Origin of the sequence: Dolichospermum sp. LEGE 00246 (genome assembly GCF_015207865.1) — a bacterium.
Classification (GTDB): Bacteria; Cyanobacteriota; Cyanobacteriia; order Cyanobacteriales; family Nostocaceae; genus Dolichospermum; species Dolichospermum heterosporum.
Map to the genome: position 1 here is coordinate 23,429 of NZ_JADEWA010000003.1, position 13,902 is coordinate 37,330.

Sequence of the window (13,902 nt, forward strand, 5' to 3'; positions counted from 1 at the left end):
CTTCTTCCTGATTGTGCTAAAAATATGGTTAATTATGGATGTCACCATTAAAACCCTGCTCGTTTAAAAATTTATGGTTAATTCTAGTCTTGTTGCCACACTCTATGTTAATCCTGTGACAGGAAACGATGCTAATACTGGTTCTCGTCCTGATCCCCTTAAAACCATTACCCGCGCCCTTAAACAAGCGAAAACATCAACTATTATTCAGTTAGCAAGTGGAACTTATAGCACAGCCAATGGTGAAGTATTTCCCTTAGTCATTGCACCGGGAGTATTAGTAGTAGGAAATGAAGCAAATAAAGGTCAGGAAACGATTATTGCTGGCACTGGGGAATATCAAAGCTCTAGTTTTGGAATACAGAATGTTACATTACTCTTACTAGGTGATGCCAGTCTTTTAGGTGTGACAGTGATGAATCCTGGAAACAAAGGGACTGGGGCGTGGATTGAATCATCAATACCGACTGTAGCTAATAGTACATTTAAGGACTGTACTAGAGAAGGAATCTTTATTACCGGCAATAGCAAACCAGGGATTGTGGATAATTTGTTTATTAATAACAAAGTCTGTGGGTTAGTCATAGCCAAGAATAGCAAGGGAGAAGTGCTGCGGAATGGATTTCAAAATAATGCTTTAGGCATAGCCATTAGTGACCTTGCCGCCCCTTTAGTCGCCAATAACCAACTTTCAGCCAATGGGACAGCGATCGCCCTATCTCGTGATGCTAAACCAGTATTACGGCGAAATCTCATCACCAGCAATACCCAAGGCGGTCTGTTAATCGCCGGTAATGCCACTCCCGATTTAGGCAGTCCCCAAGACCCAGCCGACAACATTTTTCGAGAACAGGGTAAATTCGATTTACAAAATGTCACAGATCAAAAAATTATCTCCGTCGGTAATCAATTAAGTATTCCCCAGGTAATTGGGGCGATAGATTTCATTGCTGCTACCGCTGACACCCCCAGTCAAATTGGAGTTAGCAGTAGATTTGCTGATTTAGAAGGAAATTGGGCAGCAGCCTTCGTCGAAGCCTTAGTCAGTAAAGATATTATTAACGGGTTTCCCGACGGCACTTTTCAACCAGCCACACCCGTTAACCGCGCCCAATACGCAGCCTTAATCACCAAAACATTCCAACTACCAGAAAGTAATCAACTAGATAAATTCAAAGATGTCAAATCCGACTTTTGGGCTGCCAAAGCCATAGCCAGTGCGTCCGATAGAGGCTTTTTGAAAGGCTTTCCCGATGGCACATTTCGACCCGGAAACAACATCACCAAAATTCAAGCAATAGTCTCCATTGTCAACGGTTTAAACTTGAGTGGTGGTAATCCTAACGTCTTAATGGTATACCGCGATCGCGCCCAAATTCCCAGCTACGCTACCAATGCCACTACCGTAGCTACGCAAAAACTATTAGTCGTCAATTATCCCCAACCAGATCAATTAGAGCCACTGCGGGAAATTACCCGCGCGGAAATCGCAGTCCTAATTTATCAGGCATTAGTCGCCACCGGTCAAGAAAATCCCCTCCCCTCCGCCTATATTGTCAAACCAGAGACAGAGATTCCCTCTTTTTCCGATATTGTTGGTCATTGGGCAGAACCATTTATTCGGGCATTAGTTAGTATGAACTTAACCCAGGGTTTTGCTGATGGCACATACCAACCAGATCAAGCCATGAGCCGCGCCCAATATACAGCTTTAATTGCTGCCGCCTTTAATCCCCCAGCCAAACGTCCGTCCCCAGAATTTACAGACATAGCCAAGGATTTTTGGGCAGCTAACGCCATTGAAGTTGCAGCCAGAGGCGGTTTTGTCGGCGGATTTAGCGATCGCACCTTCCGTCCTACCCAAAACGTCCAACGGCTGCAAGTCATCGTCTCCCTAGTCAACGGACTGGGACTTGTGGCAAGTGATCAAAAAACCCTGACCTACATTGACCAAGAGAAAATTCCCGAATACGCCCGCACAGCCGTTACCATCGCCACCCAGCAAAAAATTATTGTTAATTATCCCGACCCCAATTTACTAGCACCAACCAGAGAAGCCACCCGTGCTGAAGTTGCTGCAATGGTGTATCAGGCATTAGTCACCAGTCAACGCACAAAAGTTATTAACTCACCATATATTGTTTTGCATATCAGCAATTGACAAGTAGAATGGAAAACACTGCCTATAACTTTTGCTGCTGGTGAAAAAAAACACTCATGTAGCTAAAAGTACGTTAGACTAGATGCGATGGGTGCAATGTTTATACCTATTGCCTATAACTCACAGCCCATGTTAACAACAGCCCCGGTCACTCAAACTTTTGCACCTCCTGCGGAACTAGCAGCTAAGTTATTAACTCACTACAGCTTTGATCTCAACGGATACAATGCCAGTGAGTTGGTTAACCAATGGCAATCTGAATATCCCCTGCATTGGTTACACTTGGCAGTTATTGAAGCTTTGTATCAAGGTCGTTATAAAGCCGTATCTGTACAGCAAATCTTGAACTTTTGGCGACGAAAGGGCGAGACAACCTACCATTTCAATATGGAATTTGAGCGCATGATTTGTAGCAAATTCCCTGAACGGCTCACTTCTGCGCCTCTACAAGTTTTACCACCCACTAAACAGGAAATCAGGATGGAAGAATATAAAAATCTTCGTTTATTACCTGCTCCAGTGAGTTATAAGTATCAAATAAATAAGAATTTACAGCCAATAGAAGAAAACCGAGACTATGCTCCAAAAAGCCCAGTCCCAGACTCTTCTTCTGGGCAATTAACCGGAAATATCAGACAAAAGCAAGTTATTGAGGAAATTTCACCCCCACCCGCCCAACCGTTGATGCTCACAGCAACAGCCAATCATCCTCCTATCGGTCAGTTTATGCCCCAAAAGAGCGATCGCACCGAATCCTTCACCTCCAAACTCAAATCCATGACCAGTGAAAGATTGGAGTTGGCATTTTAGTCAGTTGTTCGTTGTCAGTTGTCAGTTGTCAGTTGTCAGTTGTTCGTTGTCAGTTGTCAGTTGTTATTAATGACCAATGACCAATGACCAATGACCAATAACCAATGACTAATTACTTCACAGTCTCAACCACTGATTTTAACCCTTTGCTATTAAAGAGGTTTACTGCTTTAGCGGCACTTTCTCGACTATTGAAAATTCCCACCTGCATCACCCTACGACCTTGCCAAATCTTGGGAAAAGCGTCATTAACTAGAGAAACGACTAAATTCTGTTGCTGTTGATTGGCGACCATCACTAACACCCGGTAACTGACATTTTGACCAGTAGCCGTAGACATTTCGGGGTTTGATACAATAGCTGCTTGAGGGGCGACAAATTCAATAGCGCCCGAATCAAGTTGGGTATAATTAAAGCGAGGGGAATCCGCTAAATTATTGGGTAATGATGGTAATTGATTGGGATTGGCAACAGGTTGAACTTTTAAGGGTGTTACCGTTCTTTGAGAGGGAGTAAAAGTGATAGGTTTGCGGACTGAACTTGGTGTTAGTGAAGGATTAGTACCAGAAATTCTGTCTGTAGATACGGTTGTACCTTTCAAATCCACATTACCGCTGATGCGATTACTAAGCAAATTATTTCCAGCCGCAGAAATTACCAACTTAGCAGCTTTGGCATTGATGTCAAGACGACCATTATTGCGAAAGATATTCTTGCCTGGGTCATAACTACTACCTAAATCTGGTTTAGCTTGGGCAATTACGACTAGACCATCTTCTCTGTTATTTTGAATAAAATTATTCCTTAACATCGGTGTAGCATTGGCTTGGATAATAATCCCCGATCTATTATTCTGAATTTGGTTAGCTACCACCACCGGAGACGCATTTTGGGCAATATTAATCCCAAAACCAGTTTCTTGAAAGATATTTTCCCTGATCTCGGGGCGAGCATTCCCAGAAATAGTTATGCCATTAGCACCATTGCGAACAAAAACATTTTTACTAATACTGGGTGTGCCATCACCAGCGATCGCAATTCCGTCTTGGGTATTATTAGTAAAGGTACTTTCCCGAACTACAATGTTACTGGATTCAATCCATAGTCCATAACCACGAGGATTGCTATTAGTAACGGTAACACCACTCAAACTAGCTTGGTTGGCACCAACAATAGTCACATTTTGACCACCAAACTTGCGACTGAGAAATTCGCCACCACCAGTAATTGTCACAGTTTGGCCTTTATTGTTAATATTGCCCTGAATAGCTAGACCTGGTTTCAAAATTAAAGGAAATACTTCCCCAGTTTGGGCGCTATATGTACCAGAAGAGAGGATAATTACACTATTGGATGGTGATGCTTCCAAGGCTTGGCTAATTGTCCGCCAAGGTGCGCTGATACTACCATTACCTGTTTTGTCATTTCCTGTACTGGGGTTGACAAATGACTGGTTAATCTGAGAAATTGTTTTTTCACCTTGAAGTATTTGTTCGCCGACCGTCGGAACTTGAGCAAATACACTACTTACACTTGTCATCAAGAGTATTGTACTCGTCACTCCTAAACCAAGTGTTAAACTCAGAATTGAGTAACTCAGGGAGTTATGGAGGGTGTTCACAGATTTTTGGGGGATTATCATTGTTTCTAAAACTCCTCTAAAACTTATAGCAACAACACTGAAAGTCTATTTGGATCTGAGACTGGATATCAACTGCTACCTGGCAACTGCTATACAATCAATTTTTATACTATTTATATAGTAAGTAGGTAAACACAATAAAACCAAACTGTGTAAAGAAACGTAAAATCGCTGAAAACTTCTTTACTCTTGCCCCTTACCTCTTACCTCTTGCCCCTTACCCCTTACCCCTTACCTCTTGCCTTGCTATAACGACAATTTTCAACGCCAGCCTACTTAGTATGTCCATGATGTTACTTGTATCTTGACAAATTGACCGCGATTAGTTAGCAAATATTTAATAATCAAAATATTAAAATATGAATCAAGCTGGCTATTACTATAAAAACATTAAAAATGAGGTTTTGTAATGGTTTCAGCCCATAGTCACACACAACAAACTGTTTATCGCATTTTAGATGCTAATTTGGATCGCGCTCGTGAGGGTTTGCGAATTATTGAAGAATGGTGTCGGTTTGGTTTAAATAATGCCCAGTTTTCAGGTATATGTAAACACTTGCGCCAAGAGTTGGGTGCTTGGCATACGGCAGAAATCCGCGCAGCCCGCGATACACCGGGTGATGCAGGAACGGATTTAAGTCACCCCCAAGAGGAACAACGGGCTGATATTACATCGCTATTACAGGCTAATTTTTGCCGTGTGCAAGAAGCATTGCGTGTATTAGAAGAATATGGCAAACTTTATCATGGAAATATGGGAATAGCTTGTAAACAAATGCGTTATCAGGTTTATACCCTAGAAAGTAATTTGATGGGTTATCAGCGTCATCAGTTATTATGGCGATCGCATTTATATCTAGTAACATCTCCCACCGATAACTTATTCGCCATTGCCGAAGCGGCTCTTCAAGGTGGTTTAACTCTGTTACAGTATCGGGAAAAGACTGCTGATGATTTAGTCCGCCTAGAACGGGCGACAAGACTGCGGGAATTATGTCACCATTACGGGGCTTTATTCATTATTAATGATCGGGTGGATTTGGCTTTGGCTGTGGACGCTGATGGTGTCCATTTGGGACAACAGGATATGCCCATTGCTATAGCGCGTCAATTACTAGGAATTCAGCGCATTATCGGACGCTCCACCACAAATCCTCAAGAAATGCAAGGGGCAATTGCCGAAGGCGCGGATTATATTGGTGTGGGACCCGTGTATGAAACACCGACTAAACCGGGTAAAGCCGCAGCGGGTTTAGAGTATGTGAAATATGTATCCCAAAATTGTCAAATTCCCTGGTTTGCGATTGGGGGAATAGATATGAGTAATTTGAATGATGTGATGAATGCAGGAGCGCAACGGGTAGCTGTAGTGCGATCGCTCATCGAATCAGATCAACCTACATTCTCAACTCAGTATTTTCTTTCCCAACTGCACCGAATTAAATAAATCAGGAATGTTGACAGTAATTATGGTAACTGTTCACACTCCCCCCTATCTTTAACGAGAGATCAAGGGTTTCGATAATTTTAGAGAGTAACTGTTCACACTCCCCCCTATCTTTAACGAGAGATCAAGGGTTTCGATAATTTTAGAGAGTAACTGTTCACACTCCCCCCTATCTTTAACGAGAGATCAAGGGTTTCGATAATTTTAGAGAGGGGGGGAGTGAATAACTACTCATTATGGTGGGTTAGCCACCTTGCTGTGTTTGTTAATATTGTGATTTAGTCAATGGCTTTTATTCCCTTGTTATAGAGACATCCGGTAAGTGTAAAACTCAGTGTCTTTAGACCTGAGATATAAGCGACACGAGCAGTTCGACAAGCTCACTGACCACGGTTTTAACCTCTTTGGTATTTTCTATATCAACCGTGATGTTGACGACCTTGGCTTAATCAATTATCATTGAAAAGTCAATTTTCATTACATCAAAAATTGGTGGGAAAAAATAAAAAAGCGATGGGAGTACAGCAGGTTTTGTTGTCTCCCACTAATGAAACAAAGGCAGTGTTAGAGTATCTTTGTGAGCAATCTGGCAAACTATATAACAGCGGTGTTTATTTTGCTCGACAAACATTTTTTAAAACTGGAAAGTTGTTAACGGGCAAGTTTGATTTGATTTATGAGCCTTCAGTTTCTAAAACTGATTATCCTAGCCCTATTTGTATTAGTCTCAGTCGCTTAGACATAGAAGATATATTCGACTTAGGAAATGAACTCCAAACCCTGAGAGAACATCTAAATATAGATAAAATTGCCCTCATTTTCTGTCACATTAATCCTCACCCAGAATTAATTAATTTCTGTCAGCAATTACAGAATGACTGGTTAAAGATCGCCTTTATTACCGATACACAAATAGCATCTCCCTTGAGTAGTTTTCTACCTCAACAGGATAATTTATTAGGAGTCGTTCAAAGTTGGTTAGAGGAAATGGGGTAATACTATTCTCCAGAACTAAAACAGGAATCTTCAGAACAACTATAACCAACAGTTTATTGTCAAAAAAATATAAATTAGTCTCATGTCTATGCTCCTCCTTAATATATCGTGTTACCATTATTAATAAATAACCTTGGGAGTTTGACAGATGAATAATTTTAATGTCATCACTTTACCCGATCAACTATATCAAGAACTACAAAAATTAGCTGAATCTGAAAATGATTCCATAGAATCTCAAGTTGTGACACTATTACAGAAAGCCTTACAGGAAAAACAACAGCAAACAGAAACACAACGTCGTCAAAATGTCCTAAAAGTCCTAGAGGAAAGCCGCAATCGTCGGCGCTTAAATCCTGCCGATTTTGGATTACCAGATAGTACAGAAATGATTAGAGAAGATCGGGACAGATGACTACTACTTTTAGATGCGTATTAGATACCAGCGTGTGTATCAAATATTTTATTGCAGATCCACTCACCCCTAAAGTTATTGAACTTTTTGCTCATCTTGCCTATCCACAAACAAAAATGTTTGTACCAGACCTATTTTATATAGAATGTACAAATGTTTTTCTGAAATATGTACGTGCAAATATGTACACTGCTGCTGAGGTACAAGCCGATTTAACTACACTCAAAAATTTACAATTACAGGTTGTTTCCACAGCGAATTTGATGGATGATGCAGTTAATATTGCCTTAAATTACAATATTTCTGCTTACGATGCTTGTTATGTTGCACTTTCTCAACAAAATAATGCTAATTTGCTGACTTTGGATAAAAAGCTAGTCAAGGCTTTAGCCACTTCATCTTATCATGTCCACTTATTTAGCGAGTTCCAAATTCCACCTTTACCATGACAATACCTTGGTCAAAACCCTGAAACCCTTGATTTTTCATTAGTCCACGTAGGTGGTCACTGAGCCTGTCGATAGCGTAGCGTGGCGTTAGCCATAGTGTGAACTTCGTTTGTGTAGTGGCGATTTATAATCGCCATCGACTATAAAAAAAGGAATACTATTAAGATATAATTGTCTTTGAGGATCACTCACCTAAAAAATTGAACTTCAAACCATGAAAATAAAAGTCATTATTCACAAAGAAGAAGCAGGTTATTGGGCAGAAGTTCCTGCTATTCCCGGTTGTGCTACTCAAGGTGATACTTTTGAAGAATTACTACAAAATATATATGAAGCCGTTGAAGGTTGTTTACTCGTTGATGTTGATTCATTAGAACTTGATGAATCTGCTCAAATATTAGAAATTGCCGTATGAAATCAATTTCAGGGAAAAATTTTGCTAAAGTATTAGAGTCTCACGGATGGCAACTTCTCCGCATTAATGGTAGCCATCATATCTACGGTAAATCCGATAATCCAGCCCGAATTTCTGTTCCTATTCATGGGAATCAATCACTAAAACCTGGACTATTACGGCATTTTCTAAAAGTGGCTAATCTCAGTGAAGATGATATTTAATATTCTAAGTAATGTAAGTTGCTAGTTAGGTAAATTGTCAGAAATGGCTAACGCCACGCTGCGCTATCAGGAGGTAGGGGCGCAGGGCCTGCGCCCATTCGGGAGTATTGACAATTGGTGATACAATCCCTATTTTATCCTGTTTATCCTTTAATCCTGGACATCCTGATTCTGACTACATTATTATTTTTATAAGTCCTAAATTCAAAATTTCTCACAGCTTTATGTCAAATCAAATTAATCTCCAAGTCAACGGAGAAACGCGCAATTGTGTATCCCCAACTGCTTTACCGGAATTACTGCAACAGTTGGGTTTTAATCTGCGCTTAATCGCAGTAGAATACAACGGTGAAATCTTACATCGTCAATTTTGGACGGAAACTCACATCAAAAATGGCGATCGCTTGGAAGTAGTCACAATAGTTGGTGGTGGTTAATTCAACAAGCAGGAATAGATTCAGGACCATATAACCAGCAATGATAGGTTTTCCGTATTTTAAGGATTACAAATCGGCATATTCTCAGCTAATTAGTTCTTATTTGCGGGACACTCAATATTACAAAACAAAGTGCATAATGTGACAGACAAAAAATTGTTATGGGTAGGAATTGGTTGTCAAAAGGGAGTTTCTCAGAACCTAATTAATAGTGCAATTAAACAGGTTTTTCAGGAATACCAACTTATATATAGTGAAATATCTGGAATTGCAACTATTGATAAAAAAGCCTCAGAAATTGGTTTAGTAGAATTTTGTAACTCAGAACAGTTACTTTTGAAAGTCTTTAGTGCTGAACTTTTAAATAGTGTCCTTGTTCCCCATCCTAATCATAGTATTACTAAGTTTGTGGAAACATCTAGCGTAGCTGAGGCTTCGGCTATGCTTGCAGTCTCGAAAATCACATCTGCGAAAATAATATTATTAGTTCCTAAACAGATTTTTCGATTATCAGGGGAAATAGGAGCAGTCACAGTAGCTGTGGCTAAAAGTGATTATAGACTAAATATTTAGTCAAGCATATTAACTATTTGATTAATAATACCAGAGACAATTGATAAAACAATTGAACCTAAAAAAGCAGGAATAAAACCCCGAATTTCAAAACCATAACCGGGAGTTATTGCACTAGCAAACCATAGAGTTAAACCATTAATTACAAGGGTAAATAAACCTAAAGTTATTAAGGTAATGGGAAATGCTAAAATCTGCAAAATTGGCCGGACAATGGCATTTACTAAACCAATGACAACAGCGGCAATTAAGGCAGCAGTAAAACTCGTGAGAATAATTCCGGGGACAATTTTAGAGGTAATTAACAATGCTACCGCAGTACCAAGCCAAGTTAAAATAAAGTGCTTCATAGTTTAATGTTATTGGGAAGTGCGTTTTAAGAAAACTTTCCATGTACCACCACCGACTACACCGTCAGGTTTTAAGCCATAACGAACTTGTGCAGCTTTAACTGCGGTTTCTGTGGATAGTCCGAAATATCCGTCTATTTTACCATTTAAGAACCCCAAGTTTTGTAGTTGTTTTTGCAATTTAATCACTTCTGTACCACTCATGGGTAAACGCAAAATTGGCCATCCTTCTTCAGTATATTGGATACCGGGCATTTGTTGATGGGGAGGAGTGGGTTTAATGCTGGTATTTTGTGGATTTTTGGTGGTTGGGCGTTTGGCAATTTGTGGTTTTGTAACTCTTACCGGTTGGGTGGGAACAGTTGTAAAACTACTGGCAGGTTTGGCTGTGGTAGCGGTAATATTTGAGGGGCTGGGAAATAGTTTTTGCCATGTGATATTATCTACATTACCAGTGGGGTTTAAACCGGCAGCTTGTTGAAATTGGGCAACGGCAATGACTGTACTTTGTTGATATTTACCATCTACAGCGCTCGCATAAAATCCTAAAAGCTTCAAAGCGGCTTGAAGTTCGTTAACTCCTTCACCTTGACTACCCATGTTCAGGGGCGGACGATTGATTTTAATGTCTGTGTTGACTTGGACAATTTTGAGTGGTGTGGCTGTGGAAATGAACCCAGTGGCAGTAATTAAGGCGGGTGTTGTGGTTAACAAGATTAAGCAATACCAAGAATTTGCGCTCATGTTGGAAATACCAGCTATCAAAGTATTTTTCATACAAGTTTTGTATAATTTTCTGATGCTGATCTTACACCTATTGCGATCGCTTAGTTAGTTGTTAATTTTTTGGGCATGAAGATCAAACATCACCGCATATTTCCAGGATTTTACTAGGTTGGGTTTTCTTGCGTCAACCCAACCTAGTAAATTTAAGGTTTCACAAAATAGCTGTCTGAATAGCTTCTTCTGGTCCAACTAAAGATAGGTATGGTGCTTGCAAATATTTACAAGCGGCTGTAATTGCTTCCGTTGCAGTGACATTATTAATTAATTCGGGAAATTGTTGATCAAATTCAATCCCTAAACCCAAAATTTCGTACCAACCATATATTTGAGCAATATGTCCATTAGTTTGTTTACCCAAAGCATATTGACCAATGATTTTATTTTTAGCAGTTTGTAATGCTTCTGCTGACAGTTCGGTGCTACACAATAGTTCTACTTCCTGGCGAAGTCCATTAAAAGCAACTTTGGTATTTTCCGGTGCAGTGCCAATATAAACTACAAAGGCAGCGGGAAAAAGTCGAGTTGAATAAATAGCAGATACGTCATAAGCTAAACCTTGCTTTTCCCGTAATTCTACAAATAAACGACTAGAAAGACCATTACCTAAATAGGTAGCAAGTAACTTGAGGGCTGCATATTCTGGGTGAGTTACTGATGGTCCTAAATAACCCAGCATGATAATTGATTGTTGTGTATTTAAGGGTTTGAGGCAAGGTTTAGGTGATACAGTAATTGGTGGTAAATTCAGGGTAGGTTGGGCAGAATTTGGTATTTCCCAATCACCAAAAATCTTTGTTACTAATTTCTCAGCTTGTGCTGGGGTAATGCGTCCAGCAATGCTAATGACAATATTATCAGGACGGAAATGAGTTTGATGATATTCTACTAAGTCAGACCGGGTAATGCTGCTCATGGTTGTTTCATCACCTAAAACTGACATAGAATAGGGATGATTTGGGTACATTACCTGACGCAATTGTTCAAAAGCCAGACCAAAAGGTTGCTCTTTTTGGGAACGAATATCTTGGATTGCTAACCGCTTTTCTAGTTCTACCTGATTTTCAGGAAAAGTAGGCGATCGCAATAATTGTCCAGCTAATGATAAAATGTCAATAAAATCAGTAGTGACAGTTTTCAAAGACAGCAAAAAATAGTCTGTAGCCGCATCTGTGCCTAAACTAGCTCCCACCGATTCAACTTTTTCGGCAATTTCTAAACTCGATAAACCATCACATCCCTTTGTCATCACCGCTGATAACAAATGAGCTAACCCTGCTTTTTCTCGCTGTTCATAACAACTACCAGCGCGAATAAAAATCCGTCCCGCAATAATATCAGCGGCTTGATTTTCTGATACTAACAAAACAATGCCATTACTTAATATGGTGCGATGAATCAGAGAGCGACTATTAATAGTTTGCATTTTCACTTAATAATTAACAAGGTTTGAGCATGGTAACTGCATAATTAGCTGATGAAAGATACTGTTGAGCTAATTTTTGTAGTTCTTGAGGATTGAAAGACTGGATTTCTTGAGGATAGGTAACAGCTAATTCAGCGTTAGCAATAGTATGATAATAACCATAAAAATTAGTTAGCTGATTTGGTGTTTCCGTAGAAAAGGCGTAATCATTACATAAAAACCTTTGAATACGATTTAGTTCTGACGTGCTAATTTCTTGATCTTGTAATTCTTGTAAATGATCACAAATCAAATCCTCAACTCGTTCTAGATATTCTGATTCTAACCAAGCCGTAATTGTCAATAAACTTGATTCTTGTTGTAGAGAAAAATTGCAGCAAATCTCTTGAACAAGTTGCTTTTCTTCCCGCAAATCAGATACTAACCGAGAAATTCTCCCTTCTCCTAGCAGCACTGATAATAATTCTAAACCATGAACAGCCCGAATTTCTTCTACTCCCGGTACTTTCCAAGCCATCATCAACCGCGCTTGTTCTAGTCTGGGTAAGATTAACTCATGACGACGAATTCCGTTAATTAGCGGTGCTACAACTTTGGTAAATTGGGGACAATTATCCCGTTGCGGAAAATCTGCAAACGAACGGTTAACCAATTCCCTCGCGGCTGTTTCGCTAATTCCCCCCACCACAACCACAGTCATATTTTCTGGTTGATAGTAACTGCGATAAAAGCAGCGCATAGCTTCCGGGGAATGCTGCATTAATTCTTCCTCAGTTCCCAGTACAGAACGTCCATAAGGGTGACGTTGGTAAACATTTTTCACAAGAGATTGAAAACCAACCCAATCGGGATCATCATTGTAACTACGGATTTCTTCTAACACCACATCCCGTTCTCTGATAAATTCATCGTCAGGAATGGCTGCATTCAGGAGTAATTCCCCTAAATGGGGAAGAGTATGCTCTAGGTGGTTAGCAGCGGTTGTAATGGAATAATGGGCGTAATCGTGGCTTGTTGCGGCATTACTCACCCCGCCAATTTTTTCGATGTGATAATCAAATTCTCCGGGAAGCAGGTTTGATGTCCCTTTGAAAATCATGTGTTCTAGAAAATGTGCCATTCCAAACCAAGGTTCTGGTTCTAGGTTAGTTCCCGCACGCACCCAAACGTCAGCTACCACTACGGGTGTAGTGGATATCTCTTGGTGAATGAGTGTTAAACCATTATCTAGTTTGACAACAGAACCGGGAAACACATTGTTAGTTAGTTGTTTTGACAATTTTTATAGGTTTAACCATAATTTAATTTTGTTATTCTAACCTTGATTTTCAGGTCTTATACCAATTTTATGCGAGGCTGCACATAATAATCACCCGTATTTATCTGCGTTTATCTGCGTTTATCTGCGGTCAATAATTCCTGAAATCTTATTCTATGCAGCTTTATTTTAGTTAAAATCCGACAAAACTAAGAACGAACCACAGAGGACACAGAGAAATCATGGTTTGAGAGGTTCTTTACTTCAGTCCTACAGCGATTTCCAATCATAAGTAGTGAGACAGAATTAATTACACAATGTCATTGCGTAAGCGTTGCGTTAGCCATATGGAACGAAGTGAAATGAAGCAATTCCAAGGGTTGTGATTGCTTCCCTTCGCTCGCAATGACTGTAAATATTTTTGTCCAATTACTTATAAGTTACATCTTAGCCCCCTCATGGCACCCCCCTAAATCCACCCGCAGCGGGGGGAAGAAAAGGATAAGCTTTTGATACTGGAGGGGGTTGGGGGTGGGG

The 13,902-nt window shown here is 40.0% G+C and carries 14 protein-coding genes and 1 pseudogene; 10 read left to right on the forward strand and 5 right to left on the reverse strand.

Features of this window, described 5'->3' with window-relative positions; genetic code table 11:
* Positions 1 to 73 precede the first annotated feature (73 nt).
* Positions 74 to 2,161: an S-layer homology domain-containing protein gene (locus IQ228_RS00520; protein WP_193961930.1), complete on the forward strand. Its 2,088-nt coding sequence runs from the start codon at positions 74 to 76 to the stop codon at positions 2,159 to 2,161.
* A 96-nt stretch (positions 2,162 to 2,257) separates the two neighbouring features.
* Positions 2,258 to 2,971, forward strand: coding sequence for a hypothetical protein (locus IQ228_RS00525; RefSeq protein ID WP_338059031.1), 714 nt, complete (start codon positions 2,258 to 2,260; stop codon positions 2,969 to 2,971).
* A 112-nt stretch (positions 2,972 to 3,083) separates the two neighbouring features.
* Here IQ228_RS00525 and IQ228_RS00530 read toward each other — a convergent pair whose 3' ends face one another.
* On the reverse strand, positions 3,084 to 4,613 hold the full coding sequence (locus IQ228_RS00530; RefSeq protein ID WP_027404440.1) for a DUF1565 domain-containing protein: 1,530 nt from the start codon (positions 4,611 to 4,613) through the stop codon (positions 3,084 to 3,086).
* Between the two features lie 409 nt (positions 4,614 to 5,022).
* Between IQ228_RS00530 and IQ228_RS00535 the strand changes: the two genes are divergently transcribed.
* From IQ228_RS00535 to IQ228_RS00570, 8 genes and pseudogenes are all read left to right on the forward strand, one after another.
* Positions 5,023 to 6,060 (forward strand): thiamine phosphate synthase, encoded by a 1,038-nt coding sequence (locus IQ228_RS00535; RefSeq protein ID WP_193961931.1) that lies wholly within the window; start codon positions 5,023 to 5,025, stop codon positions 6,058 to 6,060.
* A 513-nt stretch (positions 6,061 to 6,573) separates the two neighbouring features.
* Positions 6,574 to 6,759, forward strand: a pseudogene (locus tag IQ228_RS00540) (RNA-guided endonuclease TnpB family protein); the annotation flags it as partial.
* Positions 6,760 to 7,204: 445 nt separating this feature from the next.
* Positions 7,205 to 7,471, forward strand: a complete 267-nt coding sequence (locus tag IQ228_RS00545) for a hypothetical protein (protein ID WP_027404437.1) — start codon at positions 7,205 to 7,207, stop codon at positions 7,469 to 7,471.
* The gene (locus tag IQ228_RS00550; RefSeq protein ID WP_027404436.1) at positions 7,468 to 7,920 is read left to right on the forward strand and encodes a type II toxin-antitoxin system VapC family toxin; all 453 of its coding nucleotides are present in this window, start codon (positions 7,468 to 7,470) and stop codon (positions 7,918 to 7,920) included. Before IQ228_RS00545 ends, IQ228_RS00550 begins: the two co-directional genes overlap by 4 nt.
* Positions 7,921 to 8,134: 214 nt before the next feature.
* Positions 8,135 to 8,335 carry a type II toxin-antitoxin system HicB family antitoxin gene (locus IQ228_RS00555; RefSeq protein ID WP_027404435.1) on the forward strand — a complete coding sequence of 67 codons (201 nt, stop codon included), beginning with the start codon at positions 8,135 to 8,137 and terminating at the stop codon, positions 8,333 to 8,335.
* A complete protein-coding gene (locus IQ228_RS00560) occupies positions 8,332 to 8,538 on the forward strand; it encodes a type II toxin-antitoxin system HicA family toxin (RefSeq protein WP_193961932.1) in 207 nt (68 codons plus the stop codon). Before IQ228_RS00555 ends, IQ228_RS00560 begins: the two co-directional genes overlap by 4 nt.
* A 224-nt stretch (positions 8,539 to 8,762) precedes the next feature.
* On the forward strand, positions 8,763 to 8,975 hold the full coding sequence (gene thiS, locus IQ228_RS00565; protein ID WP_039203927.1) for a sulfur carrier protein ThiS: 213 nt from the start codon (positions 8,763 to 8,765) through the stop codon (positions 8,973 to 8,975).
* A gap of 141 nt (positions 8,976 to 9,116) precedes the next feature.
* Positions 9,117 to 9,548, forward strand: a complete 432-nt coding sequence (locus IQ228_RS00570) for a cobalamin biosynthesis protein (RefSeq protein WP_257121689.1) — start codon at positions 9,117 to 9,119, stop codon at positions 9,546 to 9,548.
* Here IQ228_RS00570 and IQ228_RS00575 read toward each other — a convergent pair.
* The 4 genes from IQ228_RS00575 to IQ228_RS00590 all read right to left on the reverse strand — a co-directional run bounded on the left by IQ228_RS00575 (position 9,545) and on the right by IQ228_RS00590 (position 13,362).
* Entirely contained in the window at positions 9,545 to 9,898 is a 354-nt protein-coding gene (locus tag IQ228_RS00575) for a phage holin family protein (RefSeq protein WP_027404431.1), read from the reverse strand. The genes IQ228_RS00570 and IQ228_RS00575 overlap by 4 nt on opposite strands.
* A gap of 9 nt (positions 9,899 to 9,907) precedes the next feature.
* Positions 9,908 to 10,675: a peptidoglycan-binding protein gene (locus tag IQ228_RS00580; RefSeq protein WP_193961933.1), complete on the reverse strand. Its 768-nt coding sequence runs from the start codon at positions 10,673 to 10,675 to the stop codon at positions 9,908 to 9,910.
* A gap of 160 nt (positions 10,676 to 10,835) precedes the next feature.
* Entirely contained in the window at positions 10,836 to 12,107 is a 1,272-nt protein-coding gene (locus tag IQ228_RS00585) for a pitrilysin family protein (RefSeq protein WP_027404429.1), read from the reverse strand.
* A 13-nt stretch (positions 12,108 to 12,120) separates the two neighbouring features.
* Positions 12,121 to 13,362 carry a pitrilysin family protein gene (locus IQ228_RS00590; RefSeq protein WP_193961935.1) on the reverse strand — a complete coding sequence of 414 codons (1,242 nt, stop codon included), beginning with the start codon at positions 13,360 to 13,362 and terminating at the stop codon, positions 12,121 to 12,123.
* Positions 13,363 to 13,902: the final 540 nt, after the last annotated feature.